Annotated in this window: 19 protein-coding genes and 1 tRNA gene; 6 read left to right on the top strand and 14 right to left on the bottom strand. The window is 63.1% G+C overall.

Annotated features, from left to right (window positions below):
* The first annotated feature begins 86 nt into the window (after positions 1 to 86).
* On the top strand, positions 87 to 947 hold the full coding sequence (locus L1277_RS01665; RefSeq protein WP_253374617.1) for a sugar phosphate isomerase/epimerase: 861 nt from the start codon (positions 87 to 89) through the stop codon (positions 945 to 947).
* Positions 948 to 1,067: 120 nt separating this feature from the next.
* Here the strand turns inward: L1277_RS01665 and L1277_RS01660 are convergent, their stop codons facing one another.
* The 8 genes from L1277_RS01660 to L1277_RS01625 form a co-directional block, all read right to left on the bottom strand.
* A complete protein-coding gene (locus L1277_RS01660; protein WP_253374616.1) occupies positions 1,068 to 2,150 on the bottom strand; it encodes a LacI family DNA-binding transcriptional regulator in 1,083 nt (360 codons plus the stop codon).
* Positions 2,151 to 2,231: 81 nt separating this feature from the next.
* The gene (locus tag L1277_RS01655; protein ID WP_253374615.1) at positions 2,232 to 3,107 is read right to left on the bottom strand and encodes an ATP-binding cassette domain-containing protein; all 876 of its coding nucleotides are present in this window, start codon (positions 3,105 to 3,107) and stop codon (positions 2,232 to 2,234) included.
* Positions 3,104 to 4,915, bottom strand: coding sequence for a dipeptide/oligopeptide/nickel ABC transporter permease/ATP-binding protein (locus L1277_RS01650; protein WP_253374614.1), 1,812 nt, complete (start codon positions 4,913 to 4,915; stop codon positions 3,104 to 3,106). The genes L1277_RS01655 and L1277_RS01650 overlap by 4 nt, the downstream gene beginning before the upstream one ends.
* Positions 4,912 to 5,853: an ABC transporter permease gene (locus L1277_RS01645; RefSeq protein WP_253374613.1), complete on the bottom strand. Its 942-nt coding sequence runs from the start codon at positions 5,851 to 5,853 to the stop codon at positions 4,912 to 4,914. The genes L1277_RS01650 and L1277_RS01645 overlap by 4 nt, the downstream gene beginning before the upstream one ends.
* A gap of 82 nt (positions 5,854 to 5,935) precedes the next feature.
* On the bottom strand, positions 5,936 to 7,462 hold the full coding sequence (locus L1277_RS01640) for an ABC transporter substrate-binding protein (RefSeq protein ID WP_253374612.1): 1,527 nt from the start codon (positions 7,460 to 7,462) through the stop codon (positions 5,936 to 5,938).
* Between the two features lie 254 nt (positions 7,463 to 7,716).
* Positions 7,717 to 8,883: a Gfo/Idh/MocA family protein gene (locus tag L1277_RS01635; RefSeq protein ID WP_253374611.1), complete on the bottom strand. Its 1,167-nt coding sequence runs from the start codon at positions 8,881 to 8,883 to the stop codon at positions 7,717 to 7,719.
* On the bottom strand, positions 8,880 to 9,923 hold the full coding sequence (locus tag L1277_RS01630; protein ID WP_253374610.1) for a Gfo/Idh/MocA family protein: 1,044 nt from the start codon (positions 9,921 to 9,923) through the stop codon (positions 8,880 to 8,882). Before L1277_RS01630 ends, L1277_RS01635 begins: the two co-directional genes overlap by 4 nt.
* Entirely contained in the window at positions 9,920 to 10,774 is an 855-nt protein-coding gene (locus L1277_RS01625) for a sugar phosphate isomerase/epimerase (protein ID WP_253374609.1), read from the bottom strand. The genes L1277_RS01630 and L1277_RS01625 overlap by 4 nt, the downstream gene beginning before the upstream one ends.
* Positions 10,775 to 10,963: 189 nt before the next feature.
* Between L1277_RS01625 and L1277_RS01620 the strand changes: the two genes are divergently transcribed.
* From L1277_RS01620 to L1277_RS01605, 4 genes are all read left to right on the top strand, one after another.
* Positions 10,964 to 12,700, top strand: coding sequence for a glycoside hydrolase family 3 protein (locus L1277_RS01620; RefSeq protein WP_253374608.1), 1,737 nt, complete (start codon positions 10,964 to 10,966; stop codon positions 12,698 to 12,700).
* A gap of 152 nt (positions 12,701 to 12,852) precedes the next feature.
* Positions 12,853 to 14,301: an NADP-dependent phosphogluconate dehydrogenase gene (gene gndA / locus L1277_RS01615; RefSeq protein WP_253374607.1), complete on the top strand. Its 1,449-nt coding sequence runs from the start codon at positions 12,853 to 12,855 to the stop codon at positions 14,299 to 14,301.
* 148 nt (positions 14,302 to 14,449) lie between these two features.
* Positions 14,450 to 15,280 (top strand): CPBP family intramembrane metalloprotease, encoded by an 831-nt coding sequence (locus L1277_RS01610; protein WP_253374606.1) that lies wholly within the window; start codon positions 14,450 to 14,452, stop codon positions 15,278 to 15,280.
* Between the two features lie 66 nt (positions 15,281 to 15,346).
* The gene (locus L1277_RS01605; protein WP_253374605.1) at positions 15,347 to 15,601 is read left to right on the top strand and encodes a hypothetical protein; all 255 of its coding nucleotides are present in this window, start codon (positions 15,347 to 15,349) and stop codon (positions 15,599 to 15,601) included.
* A 187-nt stretch (positions 15,602 to 15,788) separates the two neighbouring features.
* Here L1277_RS01605 and L1277_RS01600 read toward each other — a convergent pair whose 3' ends face one another.
* The 3 genes from L1277_RS01600 to L1277_RS01590 all read right to left on the bottom strand — a co-directional run bounded on the left by L1277_RS01600 (position 15,789) and on the right by L1277_RS01590 (position 18,398).
* On the bottom strand, positions 15,789 to 16,766 hold the full coding sequence (locus L1277_RS01600) for a ribose-phosphate diphosphokinase (RefSeq protein WP_308215066.1): 978 nt from the start codon (positions 16,764 to 16,766) through the stop codon (positions 15,789 to 15,791).
* Between the two features lie 39 nt (positions 16,767 to 16,805).
* A complete protein-coding gene (gene glmU / locus L1277_RS01595; RefSeq protein ID WP_308215065.1) occupies positions 16,806 to 18,251 on the bottom strand; it encodes a bifunctional UDP-N-acetylglucosamine diphosphorylase/glucosamine-1-phosphate N-acetyltransferase GlmU in 1,446 nt (481 codons plus the stop codon).
* Between the two features lie 75 nt (positions 18,252 to 18,326).
* Positions 18,327 to 18,398, bottom strand: a tRNA-Gln gene (locus L1277_RS01590).
* Positions 18,399 to 18,483: 85 nt separating this feature from the next.
* Between L1277_RS01590 and L1277_RS01585 the strand changes: the two genes are divergently transcribed.
* On the top strand, positions 18,484 to 18,999 hold the full coding sequence (locus L1277_RS01585) for a MarR family winged helix-turn-helix transcriptional regulator (RefSeq protein WP_253374604.1): 516 nt from the start codon (positions 18,484 to 18,486) through the stop codon (positions 18,997 to 18,999).
* Here L1277_RS01585 and L1277_RS01580 read toward each other — a convergent pair.
* The 3 genes from L1277_RS01580 to L1277_RS01570 form a co-directional block, all read right to left on the bottom strand.
* Positions 18,996 to 19,655 (bottom strand): methionine ABC transporter permease, encoded by a 660-nt coding sequence (locus L1277_RS01580; RefSeq protein ID WP_253374603.1) that lies wholly within the window; start codon positions 19,653 to 19,655, stop codon positions 18,996 to 18,998. The two genes, L1277_RS01585 and L1277_RS01580, sit on opposite strands and share 4 nt — an antisense overlap.
* A gap of 2 nt (positions 19,656 to 19,657) precedes the next feature.
* A complete protein-coding gene (locus tag L1277_RS01575) occupies positions 19,658 to 20,686 on the bottom strand; it encodes a methionine ABC transporter ATP-binding protein (protein WP_253374602.1) in 1,029 nt (342 codons plus the stop codon).
* An 81-nt stretch (positions 20,687 to 20,767) separates the two neighbouring features.
* On the bottom strand, positions 20,768 to 21,676 hold the full coding sequence (locus L1277_RS01570) for a MetQ/NlpA family ABC transporter substrate-binding protein (RefSeq protein ID WP_253375255.1): 909 nt from the start codon (positions 21,674 to 21,676) through the stop codon (positions 20,768 to 20,770).
* Positions 21,677 to 21,901: the final 225 nt, after the last annotated feature.

Below are 21,901 nucleotides of genomic sequence, written 5' to 3'. Positions count from 1 at the left end.
GGCAACACCGTAGGGAATCTTCACCGACTCCCACAACGGCAATCGGCTTCCAACGACGGCAGCCCAGATCCAACGGAGGAACTCACGTGGCCACTATCGGCGTCCAGGCAATGATGCTCAAGAACAGCTTCGCGGAGGTGGGACCGTTCGAGACGCTGCGCAAGATCAGCGGCATCGGTTACCACGCCGTAGAAGTGTCACAGATCCCGATGACCACCGAGAACGTGGCCGAACTGGCACGCGCTCGCGACGAGCTCGGAATGAATATCGCCGCACTGTCAGCGGCACTGCGTGTTCCCGCTGGCATGCCCGGCGAATCGCTGACTGCCGACTTCGACAAGATCGTCGCCGACTGCCGCACCCTCGACACCACCATGCTGCGCATCGGCATGCTGCCGTTCGACGCCATGGGCTCACTCGACAAGGTGCTCGAGTTCGCCGACGAGACCAACGCCATCGCCCGCCGCCTGGCCGACGAGGGCATCAGCCTGTACTACCACAACCACCACGTTGAGTTCGCAAAGTACGACGGCAAGCACCTGCTCGACATCATCGCCGACCGCGCGCCCGACATGGGACTCGAGATCGACGTGCACTGGGTGCAGCGCGGTGGGCTCGACCCCGTCTCGACCATTCGCAAGTACCGTGACCGGGTGGCCATGGTTCACCTCAAGGACTACCGCATCGGACAGATCCCCGACGAAGCATTTGCCGCCCTCGCCACGGGCGACCACAAGACCTTCATGGCCGCGTTCACCGGAGTCGTTCAGTTCGCCGAGGTCGGCGAGGGCAACCTCGACTTCCGCGCCATCATTGAGGAGAGCCTGGCCAGCGAGGTGCAGTACCTGCTCGTCGAGCAGGACGACCTCTACGGCCGCGATGTCTTCGACGCCCTGCAGACCTCATACGACAACCTCGTCGCCCTCGGCTACAGCAACCTGTTCTAAGCCGTTCGAGGCAGACGACGAAGGCGCTCCCGCGAGGGGGCGCCTTTTCGTATGCCTGAATTCGAATAACGGATGCCGTCACGCACGTCGTGCGCGACGGCATCCGTCATGGAGAAGAAGTTAAGAGGCCGCAGGCCCCGTCGATTGCCGAATGACAAGCTCGGTTTCAATTTTTTCGTCGTTGTCGGCAGCGGTCGACGATTCGTCGGCTGTTCCGCTCACCAGCGCGAGGGCGTGGCGGACCGCGCGGGCACCCGCCCGGGCGAGCGGCGTGCGAATCGTCGTGAGGGCCGGCGTGGTGAAATCAGAACCGAAGATGTCGTCAAAGCCGACGAGACTGAAGCGATCGGGCACCGAGATGCCTTCATCGCCCGCGGCCTGGAGCAGGCCAATCGCCATCAGGTCGTTGTATGCGACCACCGCCGTGACGCCGGAAGCAAGCACACGGGTCAGCGCGGCGCGGCCGCCGTCGAGGGTCGGCACACCGGGCCCGATCTCGACGACGTTCATGCCGCGCGCGACGGCACGTTCGAGCAGGCTTGCCCAGCGGGTGCCGCTCATCCACGAGTTGGCCGGGCCCGAGAGGTAGGCGATCGAATGGTGTCCGAGCGATTCAAGGTGCGCGAGCGCCCCGTCGATCCCCGGGTTGACGTCGGGCAGCACACTGGCGACTCCCTCGACGTCTCGGTTGATGAGAACGAGCGGCTTGTTCGTCGCGAGCTCCTGGATCTGCGTGTCGCTCAGTCGGGTGGTGCCAAGAATGAGGCCGTCAACCGAGGGCTGGATGCGTTGAGCCGTTGACGCCTCACGCTCCCCCGACTCCTGCGATTCGGCGATGACCAGGGTATAGCCCTGCTCAGCGGCAGCGTGCTCGGCACCACGGACGATGCCGAAGATCATCGGGTTGGTGATGTCAGCGAGCAGCAGGCCGAGGGTGCTGGTGCGACCGGTCGGCAGCGCCCGAGCCATCGGGTTGAGCCGATAGTTGAGCGTCTTGGCTGCGGCGTGGATGCGCTCTTCGGTCTTGATGTTGATGCGACCGGGCTGGCTCAGTGCGCGAGACACGGTTGACGGGTTCACCCCAGCCAGCTCGGCGACGTCATAAATGGTCGGCGCTGTCTTCGCTGGACGCCCGCCCCGCGCGGCCGTTCGCGCTTTGGGCACGACGTTGGTGGCGTGCTCCTCGACGCTCTCACTCGACACGGTATCTCCTCTGGGCGTGCGCATCGCGCGTGGCCGTTCGACCGGCCCGTATTGCTCTTACGCTATCGCACGGCACGGCACTCACGCCCCCGCCGCGGCGAGCTCGGCCGAGGCGCGTTGCTCGTCGAGTAGGCGCCGACGGTTGGCCCGGCGCTCCTCCTGGCGGTCAGGATCCGGCACCGGCGATGCGAGCAGCAAGCGCTGCGTGTACGGGTGCTCGGGGGAGACAGTGACCTGCGCCGCCGGCCCCTGCTCGACAATCTCGCCGTGGTACATGACGGCGACTCGGTGGCTGATGTGCCGCACCACGTCGAGGTCGTGTGAGACGAACAGATAGGAGACGCCGGTGTCCTGCTGAATCTGCAGGAACAGGTCGAGCACGCGGGCCTGTGTGGTGAGGTCGAGCGCAGATACCGGCTCGTCGCAGACGATGAGCTTGGGCGACAGGGCGAGCGCCCGGGCGATGGCCACCCGCTGGCGCTGGCCGCCCGAGAACTCACGGGGCTGGCGGTGCAACGCGTCGGAGGGCAGGTTGACGTGGTCGAGCAGCTCCTTGACCCGTGCCTTCGACTCGGTGGGCCCGATGCCCTGGATGGTGAGCGGCTCAGCCAGGATGTCGCCGATCTCCATGGCCGGGTTGAGCGAGGTATACGGGTCCTGGAACACCACCTGCAGGTCACGGCTCAGCTTTTGCCGGTGCTTGCGGCTCGCATGGCTGATGTCTTCGCCCTCGAACGTGATGGTTCCGGCGGTGACCGGGGCCAGGCCGAGCACGGCACGGCCCAGGGTCGTCTTGCCGGAGCCCGACTCCCCCACAAGACCGAGGGTCTCGCCCTGCCCGATACGGATCGACACGTCGGTAAGTGCACGGAACGGTTTCTTGCGGAAGCCCTTGCTGGGGTACTCCACAACGAGGTCGTCGACGACGAGCAAGTCGTCCTGAAATGCACCGGTCATGATGTGGTTCCTCCCTGGCTGACGAGCATCGTCATGGGCTTCTTGTTCTCGAGCATGGAGTCGAGGAGGGTGATCGTGTACGGGTCCTGCGGCGCGCCGAGAATCTCGCGCACCTGTCCGCCCTCGACGAGGCGACCGGCCTGCATGACGACGACACGGTCGCAGAGGTCAGCAACGACGCCGAAGTTGTGGGTCACAAGGATGACACCGACACCGAGTCGTTTTTGAAGGTCACGGATGAGATCCAGCACTTCTGCCTGCACGGTCACGTCGAGCGCGGTTGTCGGCTCGTCGGCAATGATGAGGTCCGGCTCACAGCTGATCGCACCCGCGATGAGTACGCGCTGCGCCATTCCGCCGGAGACCTCGTGCGGGTACGCGCCGAAGGTGCGCGCCGGGTCGACGATGCCGACGTCGGACAACAGTTTGAGTGCACGTTTCTTGGCTTCCGCCTTCGAAATGCCCAGCACGGTCACCATCGGAGCGACGAGCTGGGAACCGATCGTGTATGCCGGGTCGAGGTTCGACATCGGCTCCTGCGGAATGTAGGAGATGCGCTTCCCGCGGAGCGCGGAGAGGCGGCCCTGGTTTACGGTGTCCTCCCCCGGCTCAACGGTGTACTCACCGTCGAACTGGATGCTGCCGGACATGATCCGCGCTTCCGGCGGGAGCAGCCCGAGGATGGAGAAGGCGGTCTGTGACTTACCGGATCCGGACTCGCCGACGATCCCCAGCACTTCACCTCGGTCGACCGTGAAGGAGACATCGTTCACGACGGGCTTCAGAGTCCCGTTCGCCTGCGGGTAACCGATGGCGAGGTGTGACACCTTGACGAGGTGCTTCTCGGTACCGACCTCGACATTCGCCGCCTTCTTCTTCCGCGGACCGCGCTGCATCTGCAGGGCAACCGTTGGCGGGTCGTTGCGCTTGGAGACCGTGACCTTCTCACGGTCCTCGAGGGCATCGCGCACGGCGTTGCCGAGGAGCACGAGCGAGCCGACCGCGAGGCCAATGGCGAGAGCCGGCCAGAGCAGCAGCGTGGGAGCGAGGTAGACGTTCTTGAACCCCTCGCTCAGCATGACGCCCCAGGTCGCGACCGTCGGGTCACCGAGTCCAAGGAATTCCAGTCCTGATTGGATGCTGATTGCGACACCACAGACGATGGCCGTCTGGATGATGATCGGTGCGCGCACCACCGAGAAGATGTGGCGGGTGATGATTCGAGCGTCGCTCAGTCCGGAGACCCGGGCGGCGTCAACATACAGTTCGTTGCGCACCGACTGCACGGCGGTCCGGGTGAGGCGGAAATAGCCGGGGCTGATGAGGATGCCGAATGCGATCATCGAGATCCACACCGACGGTCCGAAGGCCGCGCGGATGGTGAGCAGGACGATGATGCCGGGCAGCGCCATCAGGACGTTGACGACCCAGTTCGCAGCGGAGTCGAACGGACCGGAGTAGTAGCCGGCGATGAGGCCAGCTGGCAGCCCAATCGCAATGGCGACCGCTGCACAGAGTAGCGCCGACAGCAGCGTCGTTTGGGCACCGTAAACCAGGCGGCTGAAGGTGTCTCGGCCGGCGCTGTCGGTTCCGAGCAGGTTGACCGAGTCGGCCCCTGACAGGGTCTTGCCGATGTTGGCGGCGTTCTCACCAAAGGGGGCGATCCAGCCCGCGAAAATGGCCACGAGAACCATGATCGTGAGAACGGCGACCGCGAAGATGCCCAGGGGGTTCTTGAGTATGCGCTTGAAGACGTTTGTCCTGGCCAGAGTGGCCGTACTTGCCTTGATTTCAACGGGTTCGCTCATGAGACACGCACCTTGGGGTTGAGCCAGCCGTTCGCGAGGTCCACGAGCAGGTTGACGATGATGACGATGATGACCGTGTAGAGCACGACGCCCATCACGAGGGGGGTATCCCCGAGGGTGGTCGACTGAACGGCGAGGGCGCCCATCCCGGGGAGGGCGAAGATCTGCTCGATGATGACGACACCGCCGAGCATTCCGATGAACTGAAGGCTCAACACGGTGAGACCGGCCGGCGCAGCGCTGCGCAAAACGTGTTTGAAGAGGATCACGCCTTCAGAGATGCCGCGGCTGCGGAGCGTCCTCACGTAGTCCTTTTCGAGCTGCTTGATGACGGCGCTTCGAACCTGTTGGGCAGCACTGGTCAGCCCACTGATCACGAGGGCGATTACCGGAAGGGTGAGGGAAGCGACCCAGGCTCCGGCGTCTGCGCCGGGCTGGATGCTGCTTGTGGCCGGGAAGAACCCGAGCTGAATGGCGAAAATCGTGACGAAGACGATCGCGAGGACGAAGTTGGGAATCGCGTCTCCGATGACCGCGGCGGTCTGCACGACGCGGTCGATCCATCCCCGCTTCACCGCGGCAGCAACGCCGATGAGTGTCGACAGGACGGCGATGATCAGGATGGAGGTAACAACGAGTGCGAGGGTGACCGGAAGTCGGGTCAGAAGCGACTGGACGACGGGTTCGTTGGTGAACCATGAGGTCCCGAAGTCGCCGGTGAGGGCGTTGCCCACCCACGTTGCAAAGCGGGTGAGGATGGGCTGGTCGAGCCCGAGTTCGGACTGCTTGGCAGCGACCTGCTCGGGTGTTGCGTACTCGCCGAGGATATTGCGGGCGATGTTCGTGCTTGAGAAGTACAGGAGGAAGAAGGTCAGGCAGGAGATCGCCGCGAGTACGACAAGTCCCGATCCGATCCGCTTCAGGATGAAGGTGACCATGGTCTCATTCCGGTGTTGATGTAATTCGCGGTGGTGTGACGCCAGGGGAAGGGCGCGTGCTGCCCCTCCCCCTGGCGGTGGGTCAGGATGCCGGAGCGTAGTTGTAGATGCTCGGCACTGCCTGCTGGGCTTGAGGCTCAACGGTGATCTTGTCGTCGATGTAGAACATCTGGTCGATGCGGTACCACGGAGCAAACCAGGCCTGCTCGGTCACGTACTCGTTGACGTCCTTCGCCAGTTCGCCGCTCTTGTCGCCGCCCGTTTGGACGGCATCGATTGCTGCCTGGAGTTCAGGAGTTGTCGTCTTGAACGGGTTGTATGCGGCCTGCGGGCCAATCGCCTGCTTGATTGCAACCCACGGCTCGCCCTGGAAGACGGAGAACCATGCTGCCGAGAACTTGGCTGCCTGGAGGTCGGTGACGTAGTTGGCCTGGGGAACGGCTTCCTGCTTGACGGTGATCCCGACGTCGGCAAGCTGCTGCTGCACCATTGCCATGATGGCCTCTGTGCCGGGCAGGACCGGGAGGGTCAACTCAAAGCCATCGGCGTATCCGGCTTCGGCGAGGAGCGACTTGGCTTTCTCGGGGTCGTACGCGTATGCGTCGTCAAGTTCCGGGATATAGGCATCAGTCGTCTTGCCGAAGATCTGCGCGGTGACTTCTCCGTGTCCGAGCGAGAGCTGCTCGAGCATGGTTTCGCGGTCGAAGGCGTAGTTGATGGCCTGGCGGACGCGGACGTCGCCGAGTGCTGGCGTGTTCTGCCCGTCGCGGTCGAAGAGGAAGAGGCCGTTCCAGTCAACGGGGTACGAGACTTCCTTGAGACCGGCACCTTCAGCCTGCTTGCCGTTCTTTGCGTCAAGCAGTGTGGCGTTGACCTGCCCGGACACGACGGCGTTGGTTCGCGCCGTGATGTCGGTGAGGACCTTGATGGTGACCTTTGCGAACTTCTGAAGATCCTTGTTCCAGTAGTCCTCGTTGGCCGTGTAGACGAATTGCGAGCCGTTGACCGAGCTCTTGGCGTCGAGGACATAGGGGCCGGATCCCACGGGAACCGTCTTGATCTCCTCGGTTCCGAGCGCCTTCGGGCTGCCCATGAGGCCGGGGGCCTGGCTGAGGTAATACACGAGTGCGGGGTCTGCTGCTGCGAGCGTGATGTCGATGGTGTCTTCGTCGACGACGTCCACGGCGCTGACCGACCCCAGTTGCGCAGCGTCAGGTCCGTTTGCACTCTTGAAGTGATCGAGGTTCGCCTTCGCTGCTTCCGCATCGAACTTCTCGCCGTCGGTAAACGTGACGTCATCGCGGAGGTCGACGGTGAGGACGGTCTGGTCGTCGTTGTACTCCCACTCGGTAGCGAGCATTGGAGCGAACGATCCATCGGGCTTGCGCAGAACCAGGGTGTCGTACGCGGCCTGGTACAGCGGCATCTGGTGGCCCAGGTGCGCTTGGGCCGGATCGAAGGACAGGATGTTCGAGAGGGAACCGATTGACAGTGTGTCTACGGCTGAACCGCCGCCGGATTTTCCGCCGGCTGCTGAGGAGCATCCGACGAGGGCGACGGCTGTCGCGGCGACGATGGCGACGGACGTCGCACGGGGACCAAACTTCATTGTTGTCTCCTTGGGAGGGATGCTCGACTCTGAGTGCAACCGGTTGCCGATATCTGAGTGACGCTTGGCTTCCGATCTGGGGACCACACTAATCGGCATCTTGTCATTTGGCAACCGATTGTCAAAATAGTTACAAAGTGACGTCACAACCCCGTAAACCAGCTATGCAATCGATTGCCCCTCGGGCGACCAGTAGGCGGCGCGTGACACGGCGAAGGCCCCGCAGCGCGAGCTGCGGGGCCTTCGTGATTCATCTAGGCGCGGACGGGGAACTTGGCCTCGTCGGCGATTCGCTTGTTGAGTTCGGCGAGGTACTCGTCCTCATCGAAGTCCAGCGAAACCTCTTTGCCCGTCCAGCTCGAGAGGTGGATAGCGTTGGCGAGACGCACGCCCTTGATGCCATCGGACCCCGGTGCGAGCAACGGAGTGCCGTCCAGGATGTTGGCGGCGAAGTTTTCCAGCACCCCTGAGTGCTGGTCACCCCAAGCCGACTCGAACTCGATGGTTTCGGTCGTGTAGTACTCAGTCGGGTCGAGCTGACCCATGAACAGCTTGCCGACATCCTGCATGCTCATGCTCTCGGACAACTCGCGTTCGGGCTTCTTCAGGCGGGTAACCGTTGCGGTCTTGCTGTTTTCGACAACGATCTTGCCGGCATCACCGAGGATCTCAAACCGGTCGGTTCCGGTCAGGTCGTGCGTCGCGGTCACGAAGACACCGGTTGCGCCGTTTCCATAGTCGACAACCGCAGTGACTTCATCTTCAACGGCGATGTTGCGACGGAAGCCGTAGGCCACCTTCGAGAAGACTTTCTCGGGAACTCCGCAAATCCACTGCCACAGGTCGAGCTGGTGCGGCGCCTGGTTCACAAGGACTCCCCCGCCCTCGCCGCCCCAGGTTGCCCGCCATTCGCTCTGGTCGTAGTACCCCTGCGGACGCCACCAGGTTGTGATGATCCAGTTGGTGCGGCGGATATCCCCAATTTCGCCGGCATCGACGATCTCCTTCAGGCGTCGATACAGCGGGTTGTTGCGCTGGTTGAACATGATCCCGAAGCTCAGCTGCGGCACCGTTTCGGCGAAGGCCAGCAGCTCGGAAACCTGCTTGGTATAGACGCCAGCCGGCTTCTCGACGAGAGCGTGCACGCCTCGCGAGAGAGCGTCGATTCCCATTTGAGGGTGCAGGAAGTGCGGAACCGTCGTGACGACAGCGTCCACGTCTCCGCTCTCGAGCAGGGCGATGTGGTCGTCGTAGAAGTGGGCATCCGGGTAGGTGTCCCGCACAACCGTGGCCTTGGCCGGGTCAGTGTCGGCGATGGCCGTGACGACCATGTTGGGCACCATGCCGTCAGCGATGAATTTGGCGTACATCGATCCCTGGGTTCCCAGGCCGATGATTCCCAAGCGCACTTTCTGTGTCATGAAAAAGCTTTCCGTTCTGTTGTCGGTTGTGTCCGCCCGGCTCGTTCCGGGAAGGACTGGTCATATACGTCTTGAATGATGTCGAGGGATTTACGCGCCTCGGCCGCGTCAATCCAGAAGGACGATCCCGCCGTGAGGTGCTCGTAGAAGTCCGCAATGAGAAGCTCGTGTGAGACACCCCAGTAGGCGCGCTCGCCGGTTGGGAGTGCGCGTTCGTGCACCGTCTCGACGCGGCCATCCGCCCAGCTCACCGTGAGGTCTCCACACAGGCGCAGCGTGGCGTTCTCTGCCACGATCTCCAGGGTGACCGGAGCGTTGGTGACGTGGGCGAGGGTGGTGTAAAACACCGATCGCGCGCCGTTCTCGTGGGTGAGGACCATGTCGGCCGTGTCCTCGACCTCAATGACATCATCGAGGAAGCGTGTGCTCGCGCTGCCCCGAACCGTTGTCACCGGTCCCATCAGCCACTGCACCAGGTCGAGGGTGTGGATGGCCTGGTTCATCAGCAGCCCGCCACCGCCGGTCGACCAGCGTCCGCGCCAGGGGCGATCCAGGTAGTACTCCGCCGAGCGGTGCCAGATCACCGTCGCCGCGGCGCCGTGCACGGTGCCGACCGCCCCGCTCGCGAGCATCTCGGCCGCCGCTTGGACCGGGGCGTTGTATCGGTTCTGGAAGCAGACTGCGATGGAGGCCTCGCTTCGACCGGCGGCTTCGACGAGCCGTGTGGCCTCGTCTCGCGTGTGCGCGACCGGCTTCTCGAGCACAACCGAGACGCCGCGATCGAGCGCGTCGATTGCCAGCGCCGCGTGGGTGTTGTGCGGGGTGCAGATATGGACAACGTCGGGCCTGACTTGGTCGAGCATCTGCCGGTGGTCGGTGAAACCGGGAACACCGTGTAATTCGCTCGCGCTGCTCAAACGGCCCTCATCGACGTCGCACACCGCGACGAGTGTCGCACTGTCCTGGCCGGCGATGGCGGCGAAGTGCAGCGCGGAAATGTCACCGCAGCCGATGACGGCCACGCGAAGAGCGGTACTCACTTGGTGGACACTCCAATGCTGCGCAGCAGTCCGTCGAATGCGCGAGCGGCCTGGCCGAATGCGGTCGGGCCGGAGAAGCCGCCCAGCGTGTGAGCTTCATCGAGGTGCGGCTCCAACGAAGCGAAACCGGTGTAGCCATCGTCACGAAGCGCGGTGAGGGTGGCCAACACCTGGCCGTCACCCTGGCCGGCAGGAACGACCGAGCCGCTCGCGGCATCCGCGTCCTTAATCTGCAGGTAATCGAGGTAGGGGCGGAGCATGGCGTAGCCCGCATCATGCGGGTGGGTGACACCGACCTGAACGAAGTTGGCGCTGTCCCAGGCAAGTCGAAGTGCGCTCGACCCGACCGACTCGACGAGGTCGAGGACACGCTCCGGAGTGTCGCCGTAGATGTCCTTCTCGTTCTCGTGGAGGAGAACGACGCCCTCGCGTTCCGCCTCGTCAGCGAGAAGGCGCATTCGAGTCATCACGTCGTCGCGGATGTCGGCGACGGGCACGCCCTCGGCACGAAAGAAGGAGAAGATACGGATGTTCGGAGTGTTCAGCGCGTGAGCCACTCTGATGATTCGGCGAAGACGGGCGACCTCGAGGTCGGCGTCGAGTGAAACGTCGACCTTGCCGATCGGCGACGCGACCGCGGAAGCCTTCATCCCTTCGGAGGAGAGAAGCGTGGCGAGCGCAGCCAGCTGGTCATCATCCAGGTCGACGACGTTGGTGCCCCACGCGCTGCGAACCTCGATGTGTTCGCTGCCGAGCGCCTTGAGGACGGCGATCTGTATTCGCGGGTCAGTATCGATCTCATCGCCGAAGCCGGAGAGGGTCCAGGTAACTGTGTCGGTTCCGATCGTCATTGCTTCAGTGCCGCCTTACGTCTGTTCGCTTCATTGGGAACCCGGTGGAGCCAGTCCGCGGGCATGATTCACTCTAGGTGGACGAGGACGGATTTGGCAACCGGTTGACAAAACTGCGCTCCGCGGTGTCTCATAGGAGTGCGACGGATGCACAGTCGCGCCCGTTTTTCCCGAGAACAAGGACGTCCCATGGTCGATCTGACAGCACACCCGTTTAACCTTGACGCCGCTGGCGTCGAGTGGGTCGAAACGACGCTTGCCTCACTCTCGATTGAGGAAAAGATCGGTCAGCTCTTCATTAACCTCAACACCTCGTTTGAGCCGAGCTATCTCGACAACGTTCTCGACAACTTCCATGTGGGCGGGATGCGCTACATGGGTGCTGATTCCGCGACCGTGCAGAGCCACATCCGCTACGCGCAGTCGAAGTCCAAGGTTCCGCTGCTCATCGCATCCAACCCCGAGATGGGCGGAGCGGGCAGCATCAACGATGGGACCCTGGTCACCACCCACCTCGGCGCCGGCAGCCACCCCGATGCCTCCATCGCACGCGACCTCGGCTACGTAGGCGGGCGTGAAACGGCAGCCCTGGGCTGCAACTGGGCGTTCGCTCCCATCGTTGACATCCACTACAACTGGCGTAACACGGTGATCGGCACCCGGTCGTTCGGGAACACCCCCGATGTCGTGATCGAGCGGGCCAAGGCCTACTTTGACGGGCTCAGTGAGACCGGATCCACTGCCGCCATGAAGCACTTTCCCGGCGACGGCATGGACGAACGAGACCAGCATGTGGTCACCACGTATAACACGCTCGGGTACGACGAGTGGAACTCGACCTACGGTCGGGTATACCGCGAGCTGATCGATCACGGCGTGCAGTCGATCCTGGTCGGCCACATCGGTGCGCCGGAGCTGTCGCGCCGTTTCCGTCCCGGCATCGCCGATTCCGAGATCATGCCCGCCACCCTTGCCCCTGAACTTCTCCAGGACCTGTTGCGAGGAGAACTGAACTTCAACGGGCTCATCCTCACCGACGCCTCAGCCATGATCGGTATGACCCAGGCCATGAAGCGCAAGGATCTGGTGCCAGCGGCGATCGCTGCAGGCTGCGATATGTTCCTCTTCTTCCGCAACGCCGACGAAGACTTCCGTTACATGCTCGAGGGCTACCGCTCGGGCGTCATCACCGAGGAACGACTTCGCGACGCGCTCCTTCGAATCCTGGGGCTGAAGGCCTCCATCGGCCTGCACACGATCCCGCGCGACCAACTTGTCCCGGGCCCGGAAGCGCTCGACGTGATCGGAAGCGAGGAGCACCTGGCCATCGCGGCGGCCGTTGCCGACAAGAACGTCACCCTCGTCAAGGACACCCAGAACAACCTGCCGTTGTCTCCACAGACCCACAAGCGAATTCGGTTGTACGGCATTTCTGGCCAGGCCGATTTCACCGGCACAGACCCGAGCGGGTTTCTCGACATCGCCAGGCAGGAGTTGGAGAACGCCGGCTTTGAGGTGCACGTGTTCCGCGACGCCGTCCAGCGCAAGGCCGACGGCGAGGAAGGGGTGTACTTCCACACGGTGATGGCCGACGAGGCGAACGAACAATACGCCGAGAAGTACGACGCAGCCATCATTTTCGCCAACGTCACCGGCTTCGCGCAGGAGGCGACGGTGCGGATTCACTGGTCGACGCCGATGGCAGCCGAGATTCCCTGGTATGTGACCGAGATTCCCACGATCTTCGTCTCCCTGGCTCAGCCCAATCACCTGATCGATGTGCCGATGGTGAAGACCGTCATTCATTCCTATGCGCCCAGCCGCGAAGCGATCGCGGCCACTGTTGCGAAAATGACGGGCACGTCCGGCTTCACCGGAACGTTCAACGACAACGTCTGGTGCGACACCTTCGGTACCCGCCTGTAGCTCACCGCCGGAGCCGTCATCTCCCTGATGCGACATACGGACTTTGCTAGCGTTGTGTCGAGCGGATGTTTCTCCCGATTCGGTATTACTCCTGACGACACCGCTCCCAGTTTTTCTTCCCGAACCACTGCATGACACTAGAGGAGACCTTCATGGCCCAGGCACAGGCAAACATCGGCGTGATCGGGATGGCGGTGATGGGATCGAACCTTGCTCGAAACCTCGCGAGCCGCGAAGGCAACACCGTCGCCATCTACAACCGCTCCGCTGAGAAGACGCGTGCGGTCGTCTCCGAGTTCCCTGAGGCCGGCTTTGTCGCTTCCGAGTCCATCGAGGACTTCGCCGCATCCCTGACCAAGCCCCGAACCGCCATCATCATGGTGAAGGCGGGCGCGGGCACGGACGCGGTCATCGAGCAACTCACCGAGGTGTTCGAGCCGGGTGACATCATCGTCGACGGTGGTAACGCGTTGTTCACCGACACCATTCGCCGTGAGAAGGCCGTTCGTGAGACCGGAATCAACTTCGTTGGCGCCGGAATCTCCGGCGGTGAAGAGGGCGCTCTCAAGGGCCCGAGCATCATGCCCGGTGGCTCCGCAGAAGCCTGGGAGACCCTCGGCCCCATCCTCAAGTCGATCGCCGCTATCGCCGAGGGCGAGCCGTGCGTCACACACGTTGGCACCGACGGAGCCGGACACTTCGTCAAGATGATCCACAACGGCATCGAGTACGCCGACATGCAGCTCATCGCCGAGGCATACGACCTCATCCGCAGAGGCACCGGCAAGTCCCCCGCCGAGATCGCTGACATTTTCACCGAGTGGAACAAGGGCGAACTCGAGAGCTACCTGATCGAAATCACCGCAGAGGTTCTTCGCCAGGTCGACGCCAAGACAGGTCAGCCCCTCGTCGACGTCATCGTCGACCAGGCCGGAGCAAAGGGAACCGGCGCGTGGACCGTGCAAACCGCCCTCGACCTGGGCATCCCGGTTTCCGGGATCGCCGAAGCCGTCTTCGCCCGCTCCCTCTCGTCAAAGCCCGCGCAACGTGCGGCAGCGTCCGACCTTCCCGGCCCCTCGTCGGAGTGGACCGTCGACGACGCCGACGCGTTCGTCGAGGACGTTCGCCAGGCACTCTACGCCTCGAAAATCATCGCATACAGCCAGGGCTTCGACGAGATCGTCGCCGGTGCTGAGCAGTACGACTGGGACATCAAGAAGGGCGACATCGCGAAGATCTGGCGCGGCGGCTGCATCATCCGTGCCCAGTTCCTCAACCGCATCACCGAGGCATACGACGAGAACCCCGGGCTCGTCGCGCTGGTGACCGCACCGTACTTCACCGACGCCGTCTCGCAGGCGCAGGACGCCTGGCGCCGAGTTGTCGTCGCTGCGGCGCAGGCCGGCATCCCCTCGCCCGCGTTCTCGTCATCGCTTTCGTACTACGACGGGCTGCGCGCCGACCGCCTCCCCGCTGCCCTGGTTCAGGGCCAGCGCGACTTCTTCGGAGCACACACGTACCGCCGGGTCGACGCCGAAGGCACCTTCCACACCCTCTGGTCCGGTGACCGCACCGAGATCGAAGCCGTGGACACCCACTAAGCACCACCAATACACGAGTTACAGGAATGGACTCCTCGCATTGCGAGGGGTCCATTTCTGGTCGCGTCGGGGAACGCCCCGCTCGAACGACACGGCAACCCCCTGTAGCCTCGAACGTAGCCCCGAGTTCACCGAGGAATGCAGAGTCATGACGACGCCACGCCCAACCGCCGCTCACGCCCCCGCTCGACCGCTGGTGAGCTGGAACCTCCTTCCCGGAATTCTGCTCGCCGCATCCGGGTTTCTCTTGTTCGGACTAGACGAGCGCCCCGCCGGTTACCTCACCCTCGCCGTGAGCCTAGTTGCGGCCGTGGCCATCGATCGAGCCCTCGCGAAAGATCTGCTGCTCATCGCGATCGGGCTCACGGCGATCAGCCTCGTGCCGATCAACACTGACATCGAGTGGGGCCACATGCTCCTGATGGGAGCCGCCCTCGCGGCCGCGGTGCTCCTCCCCTACCTCATCTCCCGGTTCGTCTACCGCGATCACGCCATCCGTTTCCCGGTGTGGACCGGAAAACGATGGTCTCGATTCGAGTTCGGCTACCTCGTTGCTGTCGTGATCCTCGGCTGGTTCCTGCTTCCGGTCTATATGATTCCGACCGGTGTCTACGAAAACTGGCCGGCAGCATCCGACCCTGGAAGCATCGCCCGACTTTTCCTGGGAACGAATGCACTGGGGATCTGGGACGAATTGTTCTTCATTTGCACGACATTCGCACTGCTGCGCCGTCACTTTCCTGACTGGCAAGCCAACCTGCTGCAGGCCGTTCTGTTTACGTCGTTCCTCTGGGAGCTGGGTTTCCACTCTTGGGGTCCGTTCCTCATCTACCCCTTTGCCGTCCTGCAAGGGTGGATTTTCCGGCAGACGAAGTCACTGAGCTACATCGTGAGCGTGCACCTGTTGTTCGACTTCGTTCTCTTCCTGGTACTCCTGCACGCGCACAATCGCGATTGGCTGGCAATCTTCCTCTACTGAGCGAGTGCCTCTGCCGAACGCCATCCGGTACCGCCAGAATGGAATGAACGATTCGAGGAGGCCACTATGTCGGATGTCGACAACACACCTGCAAGAGACACAACGGTGCCCGTCCAGGACCAGCACCCGCAACCGCTCGATGAGAAAGTCGCTGGAATCCTGATCCAGGAAGAAGCGGATCTCGCCGGCCACGAGGAAACCGAAATCATCGAGGCGCTTCGCCAACGATTCGCCGACGCGGGTATCGCTATTTCTGAGGATGACCTGCTGGAACAGGCGAAACGCATCGCCGGTTCGGACGCCGACGGGTATTCGAGCTAGGAACACCTACCACGAAGCGTTGTCAAGCCCTCGCCGGGCTTGACAACGCTTTTCTACACTTGAGGTATAAGGCCCTCCCCGAGATGACCCGCTTAGGTGCTATTGAGAGCACCCGGACGCCGGGTCAGACCTGAGGGCCTTGGAGGACGGGATAATCGGGATATCCCGTCCTCCCTCACGTTAAAGGCTATGCGGCGCCGTCGAACATGCTCGTCACGGAGCCGTCTTCGAAGACCTCGTGAATTGCGCGAGCGAGCAACGGGGCGATGGGCAGCACCGTGAGCCGTTCGAAGCGCTTCTCCTCCGGAATTGGAAGCGTGTCCGTCACCACGACCGAGTCGATGAAGTCGCTCTGAAGGATTTCGGTGGCCGGGTCGCTGAAGACCGCGTGGGTCGCCGCGACGACAACGCCGAGCGCGCCAGCAGCCTTGAGGGCTTCCGCCGCGCGGACGATGGTGCGGCCCGTGTCGATGAGGTCGTCGACGAGGAGGCACACGCGACCCTCCACCTGACCGACGATCTCGTGCACCGACACCTGGTTGGGAACCAGCGGGTCGCGGCGCTTGTGGATGATCGCGAGTGGAACGCCGAGCTTGTCGCTCCAAATGTCGGCGACGCGAACACGGCCCATATCGGGAGACACGATCGTCAGAGTTTCCGGGTCGAGCTTCTCGCGGAAGTGGTTGAGCAGCACAGGCATGGCGAAGAGGTGATCAACGGGGCCGTCGAAGAAGCCCTGGATCTGGGCGGCGTGCAGGTCGACCGACATGATTCGGTCGGCGCCGGCGACCTTGAACAAGTCGGCGACGAGGCGGGCGGAGATCGGCTCACGGCCGCGGCCCTTCTTGTCCTGGCGGGCGTACGGGTAGAACGGTGCCACAACGGTGATCCGCTTGGCGGATGCCCGCTTCAGCGCGTCGACCATGATGAGCTGCTCCATGAGCCACTCATTGATGGGGGCCGTGTGCGACTGGATGACGAACGCATCCGACCCGCGAACGCTCTCGTCGAAACGTGCGTAGAGCTCACCGTTGGCGAAGGTCCTCGCGTCGGTGGGGACCAGGTCGGACCCCAACTCTGCGGCAATGTCTGCGGCCAGTTGTGGATGAGCACGACCCGATACGAGAACGAGTCGCTTTTCTCCGCTCATTTTGATGCCAGACACGTAGCCCGCTTCCTGCCGGTCGAACCGGCGTTGTACTGCTTAGTTTTCTTCGTGGGGGTTGGAGTCTTGGGCCGCGAGGGCAGCTTCCGCTGCCGCGGTACCGGGTCGGTTCTTCTCGACCCAGCCGGGCATGTTGCGCTGCGGAGCAACGCTGATAGCGAGAGCCCCGGCAGGAATGTCTTTGCGAACGACGGTCCCGGCGCCGGTGTACGCGCCGTCACCAATTCTAACCGGCGCCACGAAGACGCCGTGTGAGCCGGTGCGAACGTGTGAGCCGACCACCGAGGAGTGCTTCTTGACCCCGTCGTAGTTGGCGAAGATGCTTCCGGCGCCGATGTTCGAGCCCTCACCGATTTCGGCGTCGCCGACGTAGGAGAGGTGTGGCACCTTACTGCCCGTCCCGATGCGGGCATTTTTGGTCTCAACGAACGTACCGATCTTCCCGTCAGCGCCCAGGATTGTGCCGGGCCGGAGGTAGGAGAACGGACCAACGGATGCTCCGGCACCGATCACAGCGAGGGTTGCGTCTGTGCGCTTCACCTCGGCGTTCTCGCCGATCTCACAATCGACCAGAGTGGTGTCAGGGCCCACAACCGCACCGGTGGCGATCGCGGTCGCGCCGAGAATCTGGGTGCCGGGCTTGACGGTGACGTCGGGCGCGAGCGTTGCCTTAACGTCGATCCACGTCGACGACGGGTCTTGGATGGTGACGCCGGCCAACTGCCAGCCGCGGATGATCATGGCGTTCAGTCGGGCAGCCTGCGCGCTCAGTTGGGCGCGGTCGTTGACGCCCTCGACGAGCCACGGCTCCGAAACCGGCAGTGCCGAGACGTTGAGTCCCTCCGCACGAAGCAGGCCCACAACATCCGTCACATATTTTTCGCCCTGCGCATTGTCGGTGGTGAGCTTCGCCAGCTGCTGGCGAAGAGCACCGACAGTGAAGAGGTAGACCCCAGCATTGATTTCGGCGACCGCGCGCTCGGCGTCGGACGCGTCCTTCTGCTCGACGATGTAGTCGACGGTGCCGTCTGCCGTGCGGATGATGCGCCCGTAGCCGGTGGCGTCGTCGAGGATCGCCGACAAGAGCGTTGCGGCAGTGCCTTCGGCGCGGTGACGCGCGAGGAGGGTGGCGAGGGTGTCGGCGTCGAGGAGAGGCACGTCACCGTTGATCACGAGGACGTCGCCGTCGAAACTCTCCGGAATCGCTGCCACGGCCTGCTCGACCGCACGCCCCGTGCCGGGAACCTCGTCCTGATCGACAATGACACTCTCGGGCAGCTCGGCGGAGATGACCTCAACCAGTCGGTCACGCTCATGGCGCACGACCGCGATGACGTGCTCGGCCTCCAGTGCGCGGGCCGTGGCCAGCACGTGACCGATCATCGGCACGCCCGCGAGCGGATGCAACAGCTTGGGGGTTGCGGATTTCATCCGGGTTCCCTGGCCGGCCGCCAGGACAACGATCGCGAGTTGAGTATCTGCCACGGGTCCCCCGGAGATTGAATCGAGCTGACTCGATGTTGTTCGTAGTGTTCCGTCGGCTGGGAGCCGTCCGTTCCGCTCCGCCTCCAGGACTCGAACCTGGACCGAACAACTCCAAAGGTTGCCGTGCTGCCATTACACTAAGGCGGACCGCGCCCGCCGAAACGTACGCACGAGTCAAGTCTGCCAGATAATGACCGCGGGCCCGTGCGCTCTCACACGGGATAATAAGGAAATGCCCGAAAAGAGTGACGAAGTCGACCGCATTGTCGAGGCGTGGGAGCGCGAACGCCCTGACCTCAACTTCGCCCCGCTGCAGGTGCTCTCACGGGTGGGTCGGCTGACCCGGCACCTTGACCGTGCCCGCAAGACCGCGTTCACCCGCTCGAAGCTTGAGTCGTGGGAATTCGACGTGCTGAGCGCGCTCCGCCGTGCGGGTGAGCCGTACACGCTGAGCCCCAAGCAGTTGCTGCAGCAGACACTCGTCTCAAGCGGCACTATGACCAACCGCATTGACCGGCTCGTCGCCTCAGGGCTGGCCGAACGCAAGGCCGACCCCGGTGACGGCCGTGGCATCCTCGTCGTGATGACACCGACCGGCCTGACCCGGGTCGACGCGGCCATCACGCGGCTCGTCGACGCCGAGTCCGAAATCCTCGCGTCGCTCTCCCCGGCCGACCAGCAAAGACTCGCGTCCCTGCTGCGCAAGCTCAGCCTCGACTTCGACGCGGCAGGGCCGACCGAGTTCTAGCGGCGCATGATCTTCCGCGCCAGGGCGTTGCCGAAGAACTGGATGAGCTGCACGAAAACGATCACAACGAGCACGGCGGCCCAGGTCACGATCGGGTTGAACTGCCGGTAGCCGTACTGGATGGCAAAGTTACCGATGCCACCGCCGCCGATGTAGCCGCCGACCGCCGTCATATCGACGAGCACAACCAGCACAAAGGTGTAGCCGAGGATCAGTGGGCCGAGCGCTTCCGGCAGCAGCACGGTGCGAACGATGTAGAGCGGCCCTGCTCCGGCCGCTCGCGCCGCCTCAATCACTCCCGGTGACACGGTGAGCAGGTTCTGCTCGACGATACGGCTGATACCGAACGCCGCACCGATAGAGATCGCGAAAATGAGAGCGCCGTTACCGATGCCTGTCCCGAGCACCAGCCGGGCAAGCGGCTGGATCGCCGCGATGAAGATGATGAATGGAATCGGCCGGAAGATGTTGACGAGCACATTGATTACCGTGAAAGCGACCCGGTTCTCAAGAATCGAGCCCGGCCGGGTGACATACAGACCCAGCCCGATGAGCAGTCCGGCGATGCCACCAAAAACCAGGCTCGCGGCAACGATGTAGAGCGTCTCCCAGGCGGCTTCGCCGAGCTGGGGCAGAAGATCGAGAAGTTTCTCCATGATCAGTGCACCTCCGTCACTTCTGAGTAGCTGCCAATGCGGGCCAGCGCGGCGTCGATCGCTGCGTACTCGCCTTGCAGGGCAAGGGTGAGGTGGCCGAATGCGCGGCCACGAATGTCATTGATGCCGCCATAAACCAATTCGAAACGGATGCCTGTGGCTGCGAGATCGAGAAAAACCTGCGCTTGCGAGTTATTGCCGTCGCGGAAAGAGAAGGTGACGATTCGACCGTCATGACGGGTACGGAGCGTCTGCACCTCGACGGGCGATGGAACACCCTGCACAACCGTCGACACGAATCGCGCCGATGCCGGGTTTTGCGGACGGGAGAACACGTCGAAGACATCGCCGCGCTCGACGATACGTCCGCCATCCATCACAGCCACCTTCGTGGCGAGGCTCCGGATGACGTCCATCTCATGGGTGATCAGAATGATCGTGACGCCGAGTTCCCGGTTCACCCGGTCGAGGAGCGACAAGACCTCGCTCGTCGTCTCCGGGTCCAGGGCGCTGGTGGCTTCATCCGCGAGCAACAGCGACGGCGATGTCGCCAGCGCACGGGCAATTCCCACCCGCTGTTTTTGTCCGCCCGAAAGTTGGTCGGGATAGTTCTTTGCCTTGTCGCTCAATCCAACGAAGGCGAGCATTTCGGTGACCCTGGCGGTGATCTCCGCAGCTGGGCGACCGGCAACCTCGAGCGGGTATGCCACGTTCTTCGCCACGGTTTTCGAGTTGAACAGGTTGAACTGCTGGAAAATCATGCCGATGTCACCGCGCACCGTGCGCATCGACCGTTCCTTGAGCGACGTGATCTCGGTGCCGTTGACCACGATGCTGCCCGACGTGGCCTTCTCGAGACCGTTCACGAGCCGAACCAGAGTGGACTTGCCGGCGCCCGAGTATCCGATGATCCCGTAGACATCACCGTGTTCCACCTCGATGCTCACCCCATCGATGGCGACGACCGGGTCACCGCCCTTCTGGGACGGTGGATATGACTTGACGACATCCGTCATGCTGACGATGCTCACGGGGTTTCCTCTCGGTGACGCGAACAGGCGCCGGAGTTGTGAACTCCGGCGCCTTTGCTACACGTGGTGCTTCAGCTGGGCCTAGCCCTGCTCGGCGATCTGCTTCTGGACGGTCTTGAGCGATTCGACCAGGTCAGCGACCGGAGTCTTCACCATAACCGCCGTTCCACCCGAGTTCTCGATGACGCCGTCGGTGACGGCCTGAGTGTCCTGATATATCTCCACGAGCTTCGCGTAGGTCTCGTTGTCCTTGTCTTCGGCACGAGCGGCAAAGATGTTGACGTACGGAAGAGCATTGGGGTCGGACGGGTCATCCTGCGCAATCGCGTCGTTGGCGTCGAGTCCCGCATCAACGATGAAGTCGTTGTTGACGATGGCGGCAGCGACGTCGGGCAGCGACGTAGCGGTGAGCGTCGGGTCCAGTTCCGTGACCGTAACCCGTGACTTCGCCTCGTCAATCTCCGACACGGTCGAGTAAGCGCTTCCGCCACCCTTCAGCGTGATGAGGTCGGCCGACTGCAGCACGAGGAGCGCACGCGACAGGTTGGTGGCGTCATTCGGGATCGCGATGGTGGCGCCATCGGGGATCTCCTCGACCGAGTCATACTTCGCAGAGTAAAGACCGAGCGGGTAGATTGCCGTCGCGCCAACGGGTACGAGGTCCTGCCCGTTCGCCTCGTTATAGTCAGCCAGGTAGATGATGTGCTGGAACTGGTTGAGGTCGATCTCACCCTCGGCGAGCGCCGGGTTGGGCTGGTTGTAGTCAGAGAAGTCGACGAGTTCGACGGTGATGCCTTCGTCGGCCGCAGCGTCGACGTACGTTTCCCAGTACGGGTCGCTCGCTCCGACAACGCCAATCTTGACGGTCTCGTTCTCGCTGCCTTCGCTCGAAGAACCTGCGCTGCCGGCGCAGCCCGCCAGCAGTGCAGCCACGGGCAGGATGGCGAGGGCGGCGAGTGCGCTCTTCAGGTTGGATTTCTTCACGGTGATTCCTCTTCGCTGTGTGTGTGTCTCCTCGGGAGTGCAGGGCACGGAAACTAACGCTCCGGAAAACGAAGCGTTATGAAGGAAGGGATCCGTGCTCCCAGCACCGGGGCACAGAATTAAGATATCCGCGTTTTCTGTCGTGCGCGAGACGGAGCGTCACCGTTCGTAACAGATTCTTCGGCGGTGCGCCGGTTGGGCGGATTATCTGCGCGCTCGCGGCAGGCTCGA

Origin of the sequence: Okibacterium sp. HSC-33S16 (assembly GCF_024171565.1) — a bacterium.
GTDB lineage: Bacteria > Actinomycetota > Actinomycetes > Actinomycetales > Microbacteriaceae > Mycetocola_A.
Note: the sequence above shows the minus strand (reverse complement) of the source record. Positions and strands in the feature narration are given on the sequence as shown.